The 17,302-nt window shown below is 60.2% G+C and carries 14 protein-coding genes; 7 read left to right on the forward strand and 7 right to left on the reverse strand.

Features of this window, described 5'->3' with window-relative positions:
* Positions 1–104: 104 nt before the first annotated feature.
* Positions 105–1,127, reverse strand: a complete 1,023-nt coding sequence (gene sohB / locus MEB48_RS11520; protein WP_237884362.1) for a protease SohB — start codon at positions 1,125–1,127, stop codon at positions 105–107.
* A gap of 202 nt (positions 1,128–1,329) precedes the next feature.
* On the opposite strand from sohB, the gene MEB48_RS11525 reads away from it, so the two are divergent.
* From MEB48_RS11525 to MEB48_RS11550, 6 genes are all read left to right on the forward strand, one after another.
* The gene (locus MEB48_RS11525) at positions 1,330–2,040 is read left to right on the forward strand and encodes a histidine phosphatase family protein (protein WP_237884363.1); all 711 of its coding nucleotides are present in this window, start codon (positions 1,330–1,332) and stop codon (positions 2,038–2,040) included.
* A 64-nt stretch (positions 2,041–2,104) separates the two neighbouring features.
* The gene (locus MEB48_RS11530; RefSeq protein ID WP_237884364.1) at positions 2,105–2,419 is read left to right on the forward strand and encodes an SCP2 sterol-binding domain-containing protein; all 315 of its coding nucleotides are present in this window, start codon (positions 2,105–2,107) and stop codon (positions 2,417–2,419) included.
* Between the two features lie 306 nt (positions 2,420–2,725).
* On the forward strand, positions 2,726–4,573 hold the full coding sequence (locus MEB48_RS11535) for an amidohydrolase (protein WP_237884466.1): 1,848 nt from the start codon (positions 2,726–2,728) through the stop codon (positions 4,571–4,573).
* Positions 4,574–4,753: 180 nt separating this feature from the next.
* Positions 4,754–5,617, forward strand: coding sequence for a LysR family transcriptional regulator (locus MEB48_RS11540; RefSeq protein ID WP_237884365.1), 864 nt, complete (start codon positions 4,754–4,756; stop codon positions 5,615–5,617).
* A 110-nt stretch (positions 5,618–5,727) separates the two neighbouring features.
* A complete protein-coding gene (locus tag MEB48_RS11545; protein ID WP_237884366.1) occupies positions 5,728–6,870 on the forward strand; it encodes a sterol desaturase/SRPBCC family protein in 1,143 nt (380 codons plus the stop codon).
* Positions 6,867–7,955 (forward strand): SMP-30/gluconolactonase/LRE family protein, encoded by a 1,089-nt coding sequence (locus MEB48_RS11550; protein WP_237884367.1) that lies wholly within the window; start codon positions 6,867–6,869, stop codon positions 7,953–7,955. Before MEB48_RS11545 ends, MEB48_RS11550 begins: the two co-directional genes overlap by 4 nt.
* 198 nt (positions 7,956–8,153) lie before the next feature.
* Here the strand turns inward: MEB48_RS11550 and MEB48_RS11555 are convergent, their stop codons facing one another.
* A complete protein-coding gene (locus tag MEB48_RS11555; protein WP_095053496.1) occupies positions 8,154–8,396 on the reverse strand; it encodes a hypothetical protein in 243 nt (80 codons plus the stop codon).
* A gap of 218 nt (positions 8,397–8,614) precedes the next feature.
* Between MEB48_RS11555 and MEB48_RS11560 the strand changes: the two genes are divergently transcribed.
* Entirely contained in the window at positions 8,615–9,136 is a 522-nt protein-coding gene (locus MEB48_RS11560; protein ID WP_237884368.1) for a DUF4142 domain-containing protein, read from the forward strand.
* Positions 9,137–9,281: 145 nt separating this feature from the next.
* On the opposite strand, the gene MEB48_RS11565 is transcribed toward MEB48_RS11560, so the two are convergent.
* From MEB48_RS11565 to lexA, 5 genes are all read right to left on the reverse strand, one after another.
* On the reverse strand, positions 9,282–11,393 hold the full coding sequence (locus tag MEB48_RS11565) for a hybrid sensor histidine kinase/response regulator (RefSeq protein ID WP_237884369.1): 2,112 nt from the start codon (positions 11,391–11,393) through the stop codon (positions 9,282–9,284).
* A gap of 132 nt (positions 11,394–11,525) precedes the next feature.
* Positions 11,526–14,603, reverse strand: coding sequence for an error-prone DNA polymerase (locus tag MEB48_RS11570; protein WP_237884370.1), 3,078 nt, complete (start codon positions 14,601–14,603; stop codon positions 11,526–11,528).
* Positions 14,600–16,015: a Y-family DNA polymerase gene (locus MEB48_RS11575; protein WP_237884371.1), complete on the reverse strand. Its 1,416-nt coding sequence runs from the start codon at positions 16,013–16,015 to the stop codon at positions 14,600–14,602. Before MEB48_RS11575 ends, MEB48_RS11570 begins: the two co-directional genes overlap by 4 nt.
* Before the next feature lie 7 nt (positions 16,016–16,022).
* Complete coding sequence (gene imuA, locus MEB48_RS11580; protein ID WP_237884372.1) at positions 16,023–16,640, reverse strand: translesion DNA synthesis-associated protein ImuA; 618 nt, start codon at positions 16,638–16,640, stop codon at positions 16,023–16,025.
* Complete coding sequence (lexA, locus tag MEB48_RS11585; RefSeq protein WP_237884373.1) at positions 16,640–17,257, reverse strand: transcriptional repressor LexA; 618 nt, start codon at positions 17,255–17,257, stop codon at positions 16,640–16,642. The genes imuA and lexA overlap by 1 nt, the downstream gene beginning before the upstream one ends.
* Positions 17,258–17,302: the final 45 nt, after the last annotated feature.

Below are 17,302 nucleotides of genomic sequence, written 5' to 3' on the forward strand. Positions count from 1 at the left end.
AGGAAAGTTCGCTGCTACCGGATGAAAAGCGATCCTGAAAGCAAAAAAAAACCGTGGAAGCTGTCCACGGTTTTTCATTTGTCATGACGGTGTTTCTTCGAAAGTTACCAGAAACGCTGCTGGGTCAAGCGGCTCCACCAGTTCAGCAATACGCGATCAACCGAACCGCTGGCCGCGATACCGATGCGTTCCTGCAGGCTTTTGCGTTCGGCGTAATGCAAGTGATAGAGCTCGGACTGCTTGGCTCGTTCGGCAAGGTATTCATCGCTGGTCTTGAGTTCATCCACCAGTTGCTTATCCAGGGCCGAGACGCCCAGCCAGATTTCCCCGGTGGCCACTTCGTCGATGGCCAGTTGCGGGCGATAGCGGGACACGAAGTTCTTGAACAGCTGATGAGTGATGTCCAGGTCTTCCTGGAATTTCTCCCGGCCCTTCTCGGTATTTTCGCCAAATACCGTCAGGGTGCGCTTGTACTCACCGGCCGTCAGGACTTCGAAGTCGATGTCGTGCTTTTTCAACAGGCGATTGACGTTGGGCAACTGCGCCACCACGCCGATCGAGCCGAGGATCGCGAACGGCGCGCTGATAATCTTCTCGCCAATGCACGCCATCATGTAGCCGCCGCTGGCCGCGACCTTGTCGATACACACGGTCAACGGCACGCCGGCGTCACGAATCCGCGCCAGTTGCGAAGATGCCAGGCCATAGCTGTGGACCATGCCGCCGCCGCTTTCCAGGCGCAGCACCACCTCATCCTTTGGTGTGGCGAGGGTCAAGAGCGCGGTGATTTCGTGGCGCAGGCTCTCAGTGGCCGACGCCTTGATATCACCGTCGAAATCCAGCACGAACACCCGTGGTTTTGCCTCGGGTTTCTTCTTTTGCTTTTTCTCGGTTTTAGCCTGGGACTTGCGCAGGGCCTTGAGCTGGTCCTTGTCGAGCAAGGTTTGCTCCAGGCGTTCGCGCAGCCCTTTGTAAAAATCATTGAGTTTGCTGACTTGCAGCTGGCCCGGCGATTTGCGCCGACCTTTGCTGCGCAACGCCGCAAAACTGGCCAGGACCACCAGAATGGCGATCACCAAGGTGACGGTCTTGGCCAGAAAAATGGCGTACTCGGACAAAAGCTCCACAGGGACTCCTTCAATCAAAGCGCGGGTTGAACACACGCGGGATACCTCCAGCATACCCATGCGCCGGCCAGACGACCAGCCGTGACACCTCTGGCAACAGGCTTGTAACGGGCATTTCAAACAAGCGTATGTTTTTTCATTGACAGCTCACTGTCATCCTCATAACCTCGCCAAACCTTCAACGTACCGGGATGACGCGGACGTGGGCAGCATCTACTTGATTCGACATGGCCAGGCCTCCTTCGGTGCAGACGACTATGACGTTCTGTCGCCGACCGGAATTCGCCAGGCAGAACTCCTCGGCCAGCACCTGGCCGAACTCGGTGTCAGCTTCGATCGCTGCCTGTCGGGCGACCTGCGCCGCCAGCAACACACCGCCAACAGCGCGCTGGAACAATTCGCCGCCGTCGGGGTGCCGGTGCCGGTGCTGGAAATCGATTCCGCCTTCAACGAATTCGACGCCGACGCAGTGATCCGTGCCCTGCTGCCGGCCATGTTGGAGGACGAACCCCAAGCGCTGGATATCCTGCGCAACGCCGCACAAAACCGTGCTGAATTCCAACGCATCTTCGCCCTGATCATCGAACGCTGGCTCGCCGGCACTTACGATACACCAGGCCTGGAAAGCTGGCTGGGCTTCGTCGAACGCGTGCAGGCTGGTCTGCATCGATTGCTCGAACACGCCGACAACACGCAGAAAATTGCCGTGTTCACTTCCGGCGGCACCATCACCGCCCTGCTCCACCTCATTACGCAAATGCCCGCAAAGCAGGCCTTTGAACTGAACTGGCAAATCGTCAACACCTCGCTCAACCTGCTCAAGTTTCGCGGTCGCGAGGTGGCCCTGGCTTCCTTCAACAGTCATGCACACCTGCAACTGCTGAAGACCCCGGAACTCATCACGTTTCGCTGAGTCCGGATTATTGTGACCCTGGCTGTAATCACCCAGCTCTAATTACCCAAGAAAGGATCGAACCATGACCTCCGTAGCTGATGCCGTACAAGCAATGAAAGCCAAGTTCAACCCAGCCGCTGCTGCCGGTCTGGACCTGGTCTTCGGTTTCCGCATCGACGACACCAAGAACTTCTCGCTGATCGTCAAAGACAGCACCTGCGAACTGCAAGAAGGCGAGAACCCGGATGCCCAGGTCACGCTGGTAATGGACGGTGAAACCCTGCAAGGTATCGTTGACGGTTCGACCGACGGCATGCAAGCGTTCATGGGCGGCAAACTGCGCGCTGAAGGCGACATGATGCTGGCCATGAAACTGTCCGAGCTGTTCCCGGGCTAAGCACGCCGCTCCCGTCGTTCGGGAGCACGTCTGGCTGCAAACGAATCCCGCCCCTCTTGGCGGGATTCGTTTTTTTTCGCCCTCCGAAAACGGCTATCTGCGGATTTGCCGACTATATTCCTTCTGGCCGCATGCGTCAGACATCGGCTGTTTGCCCTCACTTCTTTTGTGAAGACCTTAGTGGAGAGCGCTGCCATGAGCCCACCTGACGAGCCCAACGACTTCAATCGTCGCCGTGTACTGCAAGGCCTCTCGGCAGGCGCCGTCGGTGCCTGGGTCAGCCCACTATTCGCAGGGAGTAAAACCATGCCCGATGCCCCGGCCGATCTGATTCTTTACAACGGACGCCTGCACACCGTCGACCGCAAGAAACCCCAAGCGAGTGCCGTCGCGATCAAGGACGGACGCTTCGTGGTGGTCGGCAGCGACGCCCAGGCCATGGCGCTGCAAGGTCCCGGCACTCAGATCATCGACCTGCACGGGCGCACGGTGATTCCCGGTCTCAACGACTCCCACCTGCACTTGATTCGTGGTGGCCTGAACTACAACCTCGAACTGCGCTGGGAAGGCGTGCCATCCCTGGCCGATGCCTTGCGCATGCTCAAGGAACAGGCCGATCGCACGCCCACACCGCAATGGGTGCGGGTAGTCGGTGGCTGGAACGAATTCCAATTTGCAGAGAAGCGTCTGCCGACAATTGAAGAACTAAACAAGGCTGCGCCGGACACCCCGGTGTTCGTCCTTCACCTCTATGACCGCGCACTGCTCAACCGTGCAGCGCTGAAAGTGGTCGGTTATACCCGCGACACGCCGAACCCGCCGGGCGGCGAAATCCAGCGCGATGCCAATGGCGATCCAACCGGCATGCTGATCGCCCGCCCCAACGCAATGATCCTTTACTCGACCCTGGCCAAGGGGCCGAAGTTGCCGTTGGAATACCAGGTCAACTCGACCCGCCAGTTCATGCGCGAACTCAATCGACTTGGCGTCACCAGCGCCATCGATGCCGGCGGCGGTTATCAGAATTACCCGGACGACTATCAGGTCATCCAGCAATTGGCCAAAGACCAACAGCTCACAGTGCGCATCGCCTACAACCTGTTCACTCAAAAACCCAAGGAAGAGCTGACCGATTTCAGAAACTGGACCAGCACCTCCCATTACGGCCAGGGCGATGACTTCCTGCGGCACAACGGCGCCGGGGAAATGCTGGTGTTCTCCGCAGCGGATTTCGAAGACTTCCTCGAACCTCGCCCCGACCTGCCGCAAACCATGGAGCAGGAGCTGGAGCCGGTGGTGCGGCATCTGGTGGAACAGCGCTGGCCCTTTCGCCTGCACGCCACCTACAACGAATCCATCAGCCGCATGCTCGACGTGTTCGAGAAGGTCAACCGGGAAATGCCGTTCGACGGCTTGCCGTGGTTCTTCGATCATGCTGAAACCATCAGCCCACGGAACATCGAACGGGTCAAAGCCCTCGGTGGCGGCATTGCCATCCAGGATCGCATGGCGTTTCAGGGCGAATATTTCGTCGACCGTTACGGCGCGAAGGCAGCCGAAGCGACCCCACCGATCGCGCGCATGCTCGCCGAGGGCGTGCCGGTGGGCGCCGGGACTGATGCCACGCGTGTGTCCAGCTACAACCCCTGGACCTCGATGTACTGGCTGGTCAGCGGCCGCACCGTCGGCGGGCTGGCGCTGTATCCGCAAGGCTTGAGCCGCGATACCGCACTGGAACTCTTTACCCACGGCAGCGCCTGGTTTTCCTCCGAACAAGGCAAGAAAGGCCAGATCAAGGTCGGGCAACTGGCGGATCTGATTGCGCTGTCGGCGGACTACTTCCACATCGAAGACGAAGCCATCAAATGGATTGAGTCGGTGCTGACCATTGTCGACGGCAAGATCGTCTACGGCAGCGTCGAGTTCGAAAAACTGGGACCACCGCCTATCCCGGTGGTGCCTGAGTGGTCGCCGGTGGTGAATGTACCGGGACACTGGAAACCACTGGCGCCACTGACCGCGCAAGTGCACCAGTGCGTGGGCGCTTGCGCGGTGCATGCCCACAGCCATGAACGGGCGCGGCTGTCGTCAGCGCCGGTCAGTGACTTTCAAGGGTTCTGGGGGGCGTTTGGCTGTTCGTGTTTTGCGTTTTGAGAAATATTTCCAAACACCATCCATCTAATGTGGGATCGCCGCACCGGCTCCCACATTAAATCCGAAGTATTAGGGCAGGCAGTGAAACCTGTGGCGAGGGAGAAAGCTCCCTCGCCACAGACGGTATCCGCTGGCAGCAGCTGCTCTTACAATGCCCGCACCTCCCGCATCGGCCTGCCCATGGACATCGACCTCGCCCGCACCTTTCTGGAAATCGTCCGCCACGGCAGCCTGGCCGCAGCGGCTGAAAAGCTGTACGTCACTCAGACGGCGATCACCGCCCGGGTGCAAAAGCTCGAAAGTCAGCTGGGCAGCACGCTGTTCGTGCGTAACCGCGCCGGTGCGCGCCTGACGCCGAACGGTGAGGCCTTTGTGGTTTACGCCAATCAACTGGTGCAGACCTGGGAAGCGGCGCGCCGGGACTTGCCGCTGCCCGAGGGCTATCGCGACGTGCTGCACATCGGTGGCGAGGTCAGCCTGTGTAACCCGTTGATGCTCAGCTGGGCTGGCGAGTTGCGCGAGAAAATTCCCAGCCACGCCCTGCGCATGGAAATCCGCGATGGCGAAAACCTGCTGCGTCAATTGGAGCTGGGGGTGCTGGATGCGGCGTTGGTCTATCAGCCCGAGTACTGGCCACGCCTGCAAGTCGAGCAAGTGCTGGAAGAAAAACTCATTCTGGTACGCCTGGCTGGACGGCCCGATCCTTACGTGTATATCGACTGGGGCCCGGATTTCCGTCGTCAGCACGATGCCGCGCTGCCGGAAAAAGCCAAGGCGGCCTTGAGCTTCAACCTCGGACCGCTGGCCCTGCAATACATCCTGGAAAACGGCGGCAGCGGTTATTTCCGTACCCGCGTGGTCCAGAGCTATCTGGAAAGCGGCGTGCTGGAGCCAGTGCCCAAAGCCCCGGAGTTCAGCTATCCGACTTACCTGGTTTACTCCCGGGACCGCGACTCGGCGACCCTACAACGAGCCTTCGATTTGTTGCGCGAAGTGATCAAGACGGATGACGACTGGTCGCAACGCTGGGACCCCTTGACCTGACGCCAGGCGTCTTGCACCGGAGCATGGCGCATGTGTCCTCAAGGTTGGGCCAGCCTCTGCGGCGGGATCGGCTAATCTGCTGGTTATAACAATAACCACAGGTGAACGCAGTGAGGCAGACCACCGAAGCATTCCGCGCGCACTACCGTGCCGACATTCATCCACTCTACAACCCCTGGCTGCATGGCGCCTTTGTGTTGCTGTTCGGGTTGCTGGCCATCGGCGCGTTCTGGAGCACCGTGCATCAGGTACACCCCCTGGAATGGCTGGCGGTGCCGCTGACCCTGTTGTTTTTCAACTTCGGTGTCTATGTCGTGCATCGGCATCTGGGACACCACAAAAAGCACCTGGCGCGAATGTTCTACGCCCGTCACGCCGGCGACCATCACAGCTTTTTCACCCCCGGCCACATGACCTATGACAACGCGCGCGACTGGCGAGTGATTCTGTTTCCGGCCTGGCTGATTGTGTTGCACACCCTTGTCATCACCGCGCCAGCCTGGTGGTTGCTGGCTCAGCTCAATGGCAACGTCGCGGGGCTGTTCGGCGGCTGCATGGTCCTCGGTTACCTGACCTATGAAGTGTTCCATGCCTGCGAACATCTGCCACCCGGCAACCCGCTGACACGTTTGCCGTGGATTCGCCAGATGCGCCGTCTGCATGAACTGCACCATCGCCGTGAGCTGATGCAGGAGCGCAATTTCAATATCGTGTTTCCACTGATGGATTACCTGTTTGGCACCTTGTACTGGGAACCGGAACAAGCGCCTCCCCACCTGACGAGAACGCCCACCCGCCTGCAGCACGTGATCGATATCGCTGGAAATCCGCTCGCCATACTCGCCTACGCCAGCACGGCGACACGTTGGCCGGAGTGGCATCCGTCCTCCCTCAAGGTCGATGGCCAGACTGGCCCGCTGTATGCCGGGGCGCGGTTCGAGGAAGACATTCGGGCCGGCGGACGTGAAGGGCATTTGCGCTGGGAGGTCGATGAATACCTGCCCGGTCGCCGCTGGAGCGCTCGCGCCCGGAGCGATCATGGATTGTCGTTGAGGGTGACTTACGAGTGCGAGGCTGAGGGCGACGGCACGCGGTTTGTCCGCACCCTGGAATATGGCTTTAGCGGTGTGGTGATGCGCATTGCCAATCGACTGCTGCTCAAGCGGCGCATTGAGCGCGAATCGGCGCAATCGATGCTGGCGTTACGCGAGATGGCGCAAAAACATCTGGCCTCGACAGGAGTCACCGCGTGAAAAGAGCCCTCAAATTTCGCCATTTGTTGTTGCTGTTGATCATTGTGATTGGCGGCTTCCTGTTGTTATTACCCACCAAAGTCCAGCCGATCGCCTGGACACCGTCACCGGCGCCCTCCCTCATCGATGGCCTCTACACAGACAATCAGCGCCTCAAAGGCGTAGAACGTGTCGGCGCCGCTGACATCGATGGGCCGGAGGCGTTGTTGCTGGAGGAAGACGCCCTCATCACCGGCCTGCATGACGGCCGGCTGATTCGCACCAGCCTCGACGGCAAGACCACCAAGGTACTGGCCGATACCGGCGGCAGGCCATTAGGCCTGGCGCGGCACCCCAACGGTTTGCTGGTGATCGCCGACGGGATCAAAGGTTTGCTGTCGCTCGATGCTCAGGGCCGGTTGATTGCATTGAGCACCACGGCCAACAACGTGCCCTTTGGTTTTACCGATGACGTGGCCATCGACAAACCCGGGCATTACGCCTATTTCAGCGATGCTTCCAGCCGTTGGGGTTACGGCAAGGATGGCGAAGCAATCATCGAGCATGGCGGCGACGGCCGTTTGCTGCGTTATGACTTCCAGACCGGCAAAACGACGGTCCTGCTGGAGAAACTGGAGTTCGCCAATGGCGTGACCCTAGGGCCTGATGATGCGTTTGTGCTGGTCAACGAAACCGGCGCCTATCGCATCAGCCGCTATTGGCTGACCGGGCCGAAAGCCGGAAGCCACGATCTGTTCATCGACAATTTGCCAGGACTGCCGGACAACCTGGCATTCAATGGCCGCGACCGTTTCTGGGTGGCGCTGTATACACCGCGCAATGCACTGCTCGACGCCACGGCGCCCTATCCTCTGGTACGCAAAATGATCGTGCGCGCGATGACGATCCTGCCCAAACCGGTGGAGAACCGAGCCTTCGTCCTCGGACTGGACCTCGACGGTAAAGTGATTGCCAATTTGCAGGACGCCAGCAGCGGCAACTACTCACCCATCACCACCGTGCGCGAGTATGGGGACTGGTTGTATCTGGGATCGTTGAAAGCTCGGCACATGGTACGGCTGCCGTTGAGTACGGCATTGCAGTAGTAATGGTGATCAAAACTGTGGGAGCAGACCTGCTCGTGAATGACGCCATGCCAGTCAATGTTGAATTATGGGGAAAGGCTGGACGGGCATGGGGCACCTCGCACGGGCCGCAAAGTCGGGCTCTGATCGTTCGAGGTGCCGGTATTTATCCCCGTTACAATTTTTCAGGTGCCGGTCGTCGGGGGTTTGATATGGACGTCAGGACGGCGTCTGGAGTCGTTCAACGATCTTCTTCTTGAACTGCACACGCTTCTCCTTGAGCTTCTTGAGTTCGTCATCGCTAAGTGCATTCGACAATGCAGACTCGGCTTTCAACACTTCCGCGTCCGTCTGTGAGTACTTGTTGAGCAGTGAATCCAGTAACGGGTCCTTGGTGCGTTTTTGCTGGATCTCTTCCTTCGTGCAGCGTAAATCCTGATAAAGGTCATGAGTCACCGGCATGGAACACCTCCGTTGGTTAATCGGCGGCAAACGCGATCAATTGCGTTCAGCAGCTATCAGAATGGCCTTGCTTACCCTGTTCTGTCGACCGTCTATCAGACCAGCGGCGTCCGTTCGTCGTCCTGTCGCAAATGCGATAAAACCTTTGCATTAGCGCCCGCCTCCATTGATTAACGATCATCCGGATCGCCCATATAAACCTGAGTGGAGAATGACCAATGGACGGATTCAATCTGCGTCACCTCGCCTTGGCCGTTGCCTTGAGCACCAGCATGGGTACAGCTTTCGCTGCCGATTCCAATGACTTCGTCGATGACGCCACCGCCGGTGGCATCGCGGAAGTCGAAACCAGCAAATTGGCCCTGGAAAAAAGCTCATCGGCTGACGTCAAGGCGTTCGCCAACATGATGATCACCGATCATTCCAAAGCCAATGATGAACTGGCGGCACTGGCGAAAAAGCATGACATTGAGGTACCGGACACGACGACGTTGGTCAAACAAGCCAAGGAAAAAATTCTCGACTGGCGCGATGAGTCCTTCGACAACGCCTATGCAAACAATCAGGTAAAAGCTCACGAAGAAACTATTGAACGGTTCAAAAAACAAGCCAATACAGTGACGGACGATAAGACCAAAGGCGCGACCGAACTCAAGGCCTTTGCGCAAAAAATGTTGCCGGCGCTGGAAAAACACCTGGATATGGCGAAAAAACTCCAGGCGGCTCATCCCGATAAATAATCCCATTCCTTGATGCCAGGTGCGGAACCTGGGGGAGCGGGCTTGCTCGCGAAGATGGCGTCACAGTCAACATCAATGTTGCCTGATACACCGCTTTCGCGAGCAAGCCCGCTCCCACATGGATTGCGTCCCTCTTCATATAGAATCAACCACCCAGCACGCTACGGATCTTACTCAACAGTGCTTCAGGGCCATAAGGTTTGCTCAGCAGATAAGTGTCGGGGCTGAGTTGGTGATTGCGCGAAATAATGTCCCGGGTGTGGCCGGAGGTAAACAGCACCGCCACCGGAGGATTCTGCACCTTGGCCCAGGCGGCCAGGTCCGAGCTTTTGATCAAACCGGGCATGACCACGTCGGTGAAGATCAGGTCTACCGTCACGCCATCGAGCAACATCTGCATCGCCAGGTCACCGTTGGCCGCGGTCAAAACCTGATAGCCCTCTTCACCCAACAAGTCCACCGCCGAGCCACGCACCGCTTCATTGTCCTCAACCACCAGAATGGTTTCGTGCCCGCCACGGTGCTGCGGATCATGGCGCATTGTTTCACCGGGCAACGGGCGCAAGCTGCGCGGGAAATACAGCTGCACCCGGGTGCCCTGCCCGACGACGCTGGAGATTTCGATATGCCCGTCGCTCTGTTTGACGAAACCGAACACCATGCTCAAACCCAGGCCAGTGCCCTGACCATCACCCTTGGTGGTGAAAAACGGTTCGAAGGCCTGTGCGAGCACTTGAGGCGGCATGCCGACACCCGTGTCAGCCACCGCGACGCAAACATAGTCGCCAGCGACGATACCCTTGCCTGCGCAAAACTTGCGGTCGAGGACAATATTCTCGGCACTCAGGGCAATGATCCCCTCGCCGTTCATGGCGTCTCGGGCGTTGATCGCGAGGTTGAGAATGGCGTTTTCCAGTTGATTGCGATCCACGTAGAGATGCCATGGATCGTCAGACGCTGTCACCTTGATCTGGATGGTTTCCCCCAGCGCTCGCTGCAACAATTCTCCCAGTCCTTCGAAGATTTGCCGTGGATCGCAGACCGCCGGTGACAATGGCTGACGACGGGCGAATGCGAGCAACTGCGACGACAATTTGGCACCGCGCTCGACCGCGGCAATCGACGCACTGACCCGGCGTTGCACGTTGGGGTTGTCCGGTTCGTGACGCGCCAGCAAGTGCAGGTTACCGGCGATGACCTGCAACAGGTTGTTGAAGTCATGGGCCACGCCGCCGGTGAGACCGCCGATGGCTTCGAGTTTCTGTGACTGACGCAACTGCTCTTCGGCCGCCAGCCGCGCTTCAACTTCGTCGGCGACTCGCTGCTCCAGGTTGCGGGTGAACTTGAGCAAGGACTCTTCGGCAGTCTTGCGTTCGTGGATGTCAATCAACACCCCGGGAAAGCGAAATGCCTCGCCTTGCTCATCGAATTCGCAACACCCGCTGGCCAGCACCCACAGGTAACTGCCATCGGGACGCAGAACCCGGTATTCGGCGTTATAGGGTACGCCGGTTTCCACCGACTGTTTGATCCGCTCCTGAACCCAACTGCGGTCGTCGGGATGAATCTGCATTTCGGCGATGAGGGGTGGCAGGTTGGCCAGGTCCTGGTCGGGCGGATAGGAAAACGTACGGGCGAAGCGTTCGTCGGCAGACAGCACGTCAGCCTTGATATCCCAGACGAACGAGCCGAGCAAAGCCCCGGCATTGAGAGCCAGGCGAACCCTTTCGTTGTCGGCGCGGTAAGCGTTTTCGGCTTCCTGGCGTCGGCGCTCGGAAATCACATGGTCAGTGGTGTCAACCACCATCGCCATGACCCCGGCGGGATGCCCGTCATCATCGGCGACGGGACTGTAGTAAAGATCCATCCAGACGTCTTCGGGTACGCCGTCACGCAACAGCACCAGGGCCTTGTTGTGGTAGGACAAGGTACCGCCCGCAAGGCAGATATCCACCACATGCCGATTGAATTCGGCGACCTCTGGCCAGCCCAATTCCACCGGGGAGCCCAACAGGTAAGGATGACGCCCACCGGCAAACCTCGAGTAGGCATCGTTATAGATCATGTAACCGGGTCGGCCCCACAGCATCACCATCGGCAGCGGTGAGGCGAGCAATAACTGCACCGCGCTGCACAGGCTTGCGGGCCAGGTCTCGATGGGCCCGAGCTCGGTCAGGCTCCAGTCGAACGCACGAATGCGTCCGGCCATCTCGCCGCTCCAGCCGGTACATCCGTGGCTATTGTCTAGAAACTGCATCGACTGGCCTATGTCCTGTGAATGACATGTTTTCAGGCAGTGCAACGGCGTGAGGAGACGGTGCGTGCCCGTTTGTTTCGAGCACCGCCGACGCCAATGGTTTCATAGAGGTATAGCTGAATTGTCGCAGGTTCAGCGGAAATCCCGGCTGCGCACATGGATGCCGTCAAGCAATGAACTCAGGTCGCTCAAGCGTCCGGCAATCAGATGCCGCACCTCGCCTTCCTTTTCCCAGCGCCCATCGACCTTGAGCAATTGCGAGCCGACCAATACCTGTCGTTGCCGTTCGGCCAGGTCGCGCCAGACCACCACGTTGACGTTGCCGAACTCGTCTTCAAGCGTCACGAAGGTCACGCCGCTGGCGGTGCCCGGGCGTTGCCGACCAGTGACCAATCCGGCGACGCTGACCGGTCGGCCGTGCTCGACCTCCATAAGCTCTTTCGAACTGCGGCAACGCCGGGCCTTCAATTCACCCCGCAGCAATGCCAGCGGATGCGGGCCGAGGGTGGTGCCGACACTGTTGTAATCGGCTTGCAGGTCCTCGCCTACGGTGGGTTTGGGCAGAGACACCGCCGGCTCTTCCTGATTTGGCAAACCGGCAAACAAGCCGAGCTGTTTCTGCACCCCCGCCACTTCCCAGCGCGCCCGATGCCGATCACCAGCCAGCCCGCGTAACGCACCGGCATCGGCCAGTTGCTCCTGGGCGCGGGCATCGAGTCGCACCCGTTGGCCAAGGTCGGCGATGTCGGCAAACGCCCCTTTCGACCGTGCAACTTCAATGCGCCTGGCATCGTCCTCGCGAAAGCCCTTGATCATCCGCAACCCCATGCGAATGGCCGGTTGCGCGCCGGTAATCGGTTCCAGGCTGCAATCCCAGTCACTGGCCCGCACGTCCACCGGACGAATCTGCAAATGATGCCGGCGGGCGTCCTGAAGAATCTGGTCCGGGCTGTAGAAACCCATGGGCCAGCTGTTGATCAGCGCACAGGCGAAGGCCGCCGGCTCGTGGCATTTCAACCAGCAACTGGCGTAGGTCAGCAAGGCGAAACTGGCGGCGTGGGATTCGGGAAAGCCGTAATTGCCGAAGCCTTTGATCTGCTCGAAGATCTGCGCGGCGAACTCCTCCGTGTAGCCGTTTTTCTTCATTCCGTGCGCCAGACGTTCCTTGTGCGGTTCCAGTCCGCCGTGGCGTTTCCAGGCGGCCATGGAGCGGCGCAATTGATCGGCCTCGCCGGGGCTGTAGTCGGCGGCGACAATCGCAATCTGCATCACCTGTTCCTGGAACAGAGGCACGCCCAGAGTGCGCTTGAGCACTACTTCGAGTGCTTTCGACGGATAGACCACCTCTTCTTCACCCTTACGCCGCCGCAGATAGGGATGCACCATCCCGCCCTGAATTGGCCCCGGGCGAACGATCGCCACCTCGATCACCAAGTCATAAAAGGTCTTGGGCTTGAGCCTCGGCAACATCGACATCTGTGCCCGGGATTCGATCTGGAACACCCCGATGGTATCTGCACGTCCAATCATCTCGTAGGTTTGCGGGTCTTCGGCCGGCACCGTTGCCAGACTCAGATCGCGGCCACGGTGCCGACGCAGCAGATCGAAACAACGACGAATCGCACTGAGCATGCCCAGCGCCAGAATGTCGACCTTGAGCAGACCGACCGCGTCTAGATCGTCCTTGTCCCACTGGATGATGGTGCGCTCGGCCATGGCGGCGTTTTCCACCGGCACCAGGCTGTTCAGAGGCTGTTCGGAAATCACGAAACCGCCAGGGTGCTGGGACAGGTGTCGGGGGAAACCGATCAATTGTTGGGTCAGGCTCAGTACCCGGCGCAACACCGGGCTGTCGGGATCGAAACCACCTTCACGCAGGCGCTCGACGGGCGGCGCCTGATCACTCCAGTGGCCGCAACAGTCGGCCAGGGCGTTGACCTGATCCGGCGGCAAACCCAGTGCCTTGGCCACATCGCGTACCGCACCGGCACCATGGTAAGTGCTGACTACTGCCGTCAGCGCCGCACGGGTCCGGCCATATCGCTGGAACACGTACTGCAGGACTTCTTCACGCCGCTCGTGCTCGAAATCCACGTCGATGTCAGGCGGTTCGTTGCGCTCTTTGGAGAGAAAACGCTCGAACAGTAGTGTGCTCCGCTCCGGGTCGATCTCGGTGATCCCCAGCACGAAGCACACCGCCGAGTTGGCAGCAGAACCGCGCCCCTGACACAGAATGTGTTGCTTGCGGGCGAAATTCACAATGTCGTGAACCGTCAGGAAATAACTTTCGTACTCCAACTCGGCAATCAGCTTCAGTTCCTTGTCGATCTGCGCCAACACCTCGGCTTCAGGACCTTTTTCCCAGCGCCAGCGAATACCCTTTTCAGTCAAGGCTCGCAGCCAGGACGTGGCCGTATGACCTTCAGGCACCAGCTCCCGGGGATATTGATAACGCAACTGACTGAGGTCGAACGTGCAGCGCCGGGCGATGCTCAGCGTTTCGTCGAGCAGTGCCTGCGGATAGAGTTCGCGCAAGGCGTCGAGGCTGCGCAAATGCCGTTCGCCGTTAGGGTGCAGACGCAACCCGGCCTCGGCCACCGGCAGGTGATGGCGGATCGCGGTCATGGTGTCCTGCAAGGCACGCCGGCCACGGGCGTGCATGTGCACATCGCCGCTGGCCACCGCCGGGATCCGCAATTCCCGCGCCAGAGTCAGCAATGCCGCCAGTCTCCGGGTGTCATCCTGCCCACGATGTAACTGAACGCTCAGCCACAAGCGCTCGGCGAAGGTCTGCTTCAGCCAATGGCCCTGCTCAAAGTCATCGACGGCGTCCGGCACCCACAACGCCAACAGACCCGGCAACGGCTCGCCGAAATCCTCCCGCAGCACCTGATACTGGCCTTTCTGCGTGCGGCGTCTGGCGCGGGTAATCAGGCGGCACAGGGTTTGATAACCCTCGAGGTTTTCCACCAGCAGCACCAGTTTCGGACCGTCTTCGATGCGTATTTCACTGCCGATGATCAACGGCAACTCCACGGCCTTGGCCGCCTGCCAGGCGCGGACGATACCCGCCAGGGTGCATTCGTCAGTGATCGCCAACGCTTGATAGCCCTGTTTTTTCGCCCGCTGAAAAAGCTCAAGCGCACTGGAAGCACCACGCTGGAAACTGAAGTTCGACAGGCAATGCAGTTCGGCATAATCGACACTCATGCGAACCAGCCTTGCAGCCACAACGGACCGCCTTCACCCACCGTCCGATAGGCCCAGCCCTGCTGACCGAAGCAGGTTTCGATCAGGTAGTAATCGCGGCGCACGTCGTCGCCGTCCCACCAGCCCGACTCGATGCGTTCCGGCCCCATGAGAATGCGCGTCGAACCTTCGTGTACTGCCTGCGGTTCAGTCAGTAGCCAGCCCGGGCGTTGCACGGCAGGCAGTCCCCCACAGGCCTGGTTGTCGACACTGGCCTGCCACGCACATTCCGGCCGATGATCGGCCTGGAACCGCAGGCCTTGCACCGCGTCATCCCCCAACCGTGCGCGCAAGCGTTCGCGCAGTTGCTCCCAAGGCAAGGATTGCTGCGGGCGATCATCGAACAGCTCCTGGTACTGGGGCACGAAGGCCGGTAGCTCTTCGGCACACAGACGAAAACCGCGCACCGGCGCCTCGACCTGAACCTGTTCCAGACGCCCCCGGGCCAGTTCGAACAGCAGCGCCGAATCGCGCTCGGCACTGAGCAGGCCGACCTTGATCAGCGTGTCTGGCAACCCGGCGTGCTCCAGGTGCAGGTCAAAACGCTGCACACCGCTGTCCCGTCCGCAGAGAAACGCCGCCAGATCGCCAGTCAGCCTGCGCAACGGAAACAGCAATGCCTGATGGGACTGCACATCGAAATTGAGCTCGATGCGCACATCGAAACGGTCCGGCGGCAGGTAAAACGCCAGCGCCAGTCGTCGCTCGCCGAACAGGGTGTCCAGATGCTTGAGCACCTGAGCCTCGAAACGCCGGGCCAGGCTATGTCGTGGCAGCGCCTGCACCTGACTCAAGGTGCGCAGCCCCATGCGCGACAATGCCGTGGCAACGCTTGGCTCCAGGGCGATTCGGTCGACGGGCAACTGCCCGAGGTGGTGCTGCAAGGCTTGATTGTCCGGCACCACCAGACCGTCATAAACGTTGGCCAGCACCCGCGCCGCCACCGGGTTGGGTGCGGCGACAATCCGGTGACGAAACCCCAGCTCGCCAAGTTCGGCCCGCAAACGCGCCTCGAACTGAGGCCAGGGCCCGAACAAGCCCAGGCTGGACTCGATTTCAAACACCACGGCCCGGGGGTAATGCACGCTGACCTGGGAGCTGAACCGATAGGCCCAGGCCGCCAGGAATTGCTGCCAGTGTTCAATCTCGGCGGCGTCATATTCGGCGGTGACGAACCCTTTGCTCAGGGCTTGGGCGGCGGTCATCGACTGGCCGGGCCGCAAGCCCAGCGCCCGCGCCGAACCGTTGACCGCCTGCAGCACCCGACGCTGGGCCGGGCCGGTCAGCAGTGCCAGCGGCTCATTGGGGTCGGGGCGCTGACGCAGTACCGCGTCCAGCGCCAATTGCGGGAAGAGAATGCAAACCCAGCGCATGGCAACCTCAATGCCCTACGGCAAAGGCAATCGGCGCCGAACGGGCCAACCCGCCCCGGCACTTGAGTACCCGCAATTGCGCAGGTTTGGCGTCGATGGCGATGCGCAGGGCCGCTGGCGACGGGTTAATGGCTTCACTGATCGAGCGATAGGCGAACGCCAGGGTCTGACCGGTTTCCGCCGCCACCTGCAAACGTCGCAACGCCCGATCGTCGGCCTTGTGCGGCCAGCACAACACCGCCCCGCAACTGCCCGAACGCAGACATTGTTCCGCCGCCCATAGGGCATCGCGCTCACTGGCCTGGATGATCGACAGTTGCCGTAAATCGATCCCGGCGTTCTGCCAGGCCTGGGGATATGGCACGTAAGGCGGTGCCACCAGCACGATGCGCTCCCCCGCCGCCGACAGCCGCGCCAGCGCCGGCCACACCAGTTGCAACTCACCCACGCCCTGCCCGGCCAACAGGATTTCAGTCAGCGCCGCTTCCGGCCAGCCGCCAGTGGGCAATGCCGCATCCAGTGCCGCATGCCCCGTGGGTTGCGGGCTGACGGCCGGTGGCGCAGGTCGGCCCTTCCAGACCTGGCCGCCATTGAACAGCGTATCCAACGCAACGACGGCGCCCATCACCCTTGCCTCACCAGACCGCAGAACACGCCTTCGATGGCCAGGTCCTGATCGGCTCGAACAATGATCGGCTGGTAAGCCGGATTGCGCGGTAGCAGGCGAACAGAATCGCCGACCCGCTCGAAACGCTTGATGGTGACTTCGCCGTCGAGCCGAGCCACGACGATCTGACCGTTGACCGCTTCAGGATTGCGCCGCACACCCACCAGATCGCCGTCGAGAATGCCGTCCTCGATCATCGAATCGCCCTGCACCCGCAGCAGGTAATCCGGTACCCGCGAGAAGATCGATGGATCAAGCAGCAAACGGCTGTGAACCTCGGCATCGGCACCGATCGGCGCGCCCGCCGCCACTCGACCGAGTACCGGAACGTCCAGCAGCTCGGGCCGCGGCGGTTGATTCAGCAGCCGGATACCTCGCGCCTGATGCGCATTGACCTCGATAAAACCGGCCTCGGTCAGCGCCAGCACGTGCTTGCGCGCCACGCTACGGGAGGCGAAACCAAAGGCCTCGCTGATTTCAGCGAGGCTCGGGGGCTGACCGTGCTCGGCGATGCGATCGCGGATGAAGGTCAGAATGGCGGTACGGCGGGGAGTTAAAGTCGTCATGGAGTACATTTGTACTCTTTTGAGTTTTACCTGACAAGGACCGCCAGTCTTCTT

The sequence above is a fragment of the Pseudomonas sp. PGPR40 genome (assembly GCF_022014505.1).
GTDB lineage: Bacteria > Pseudomonadota > Gammaproteobacteria > Pseudomonadales > Pseudomonadaceae > Aquipseudomonas.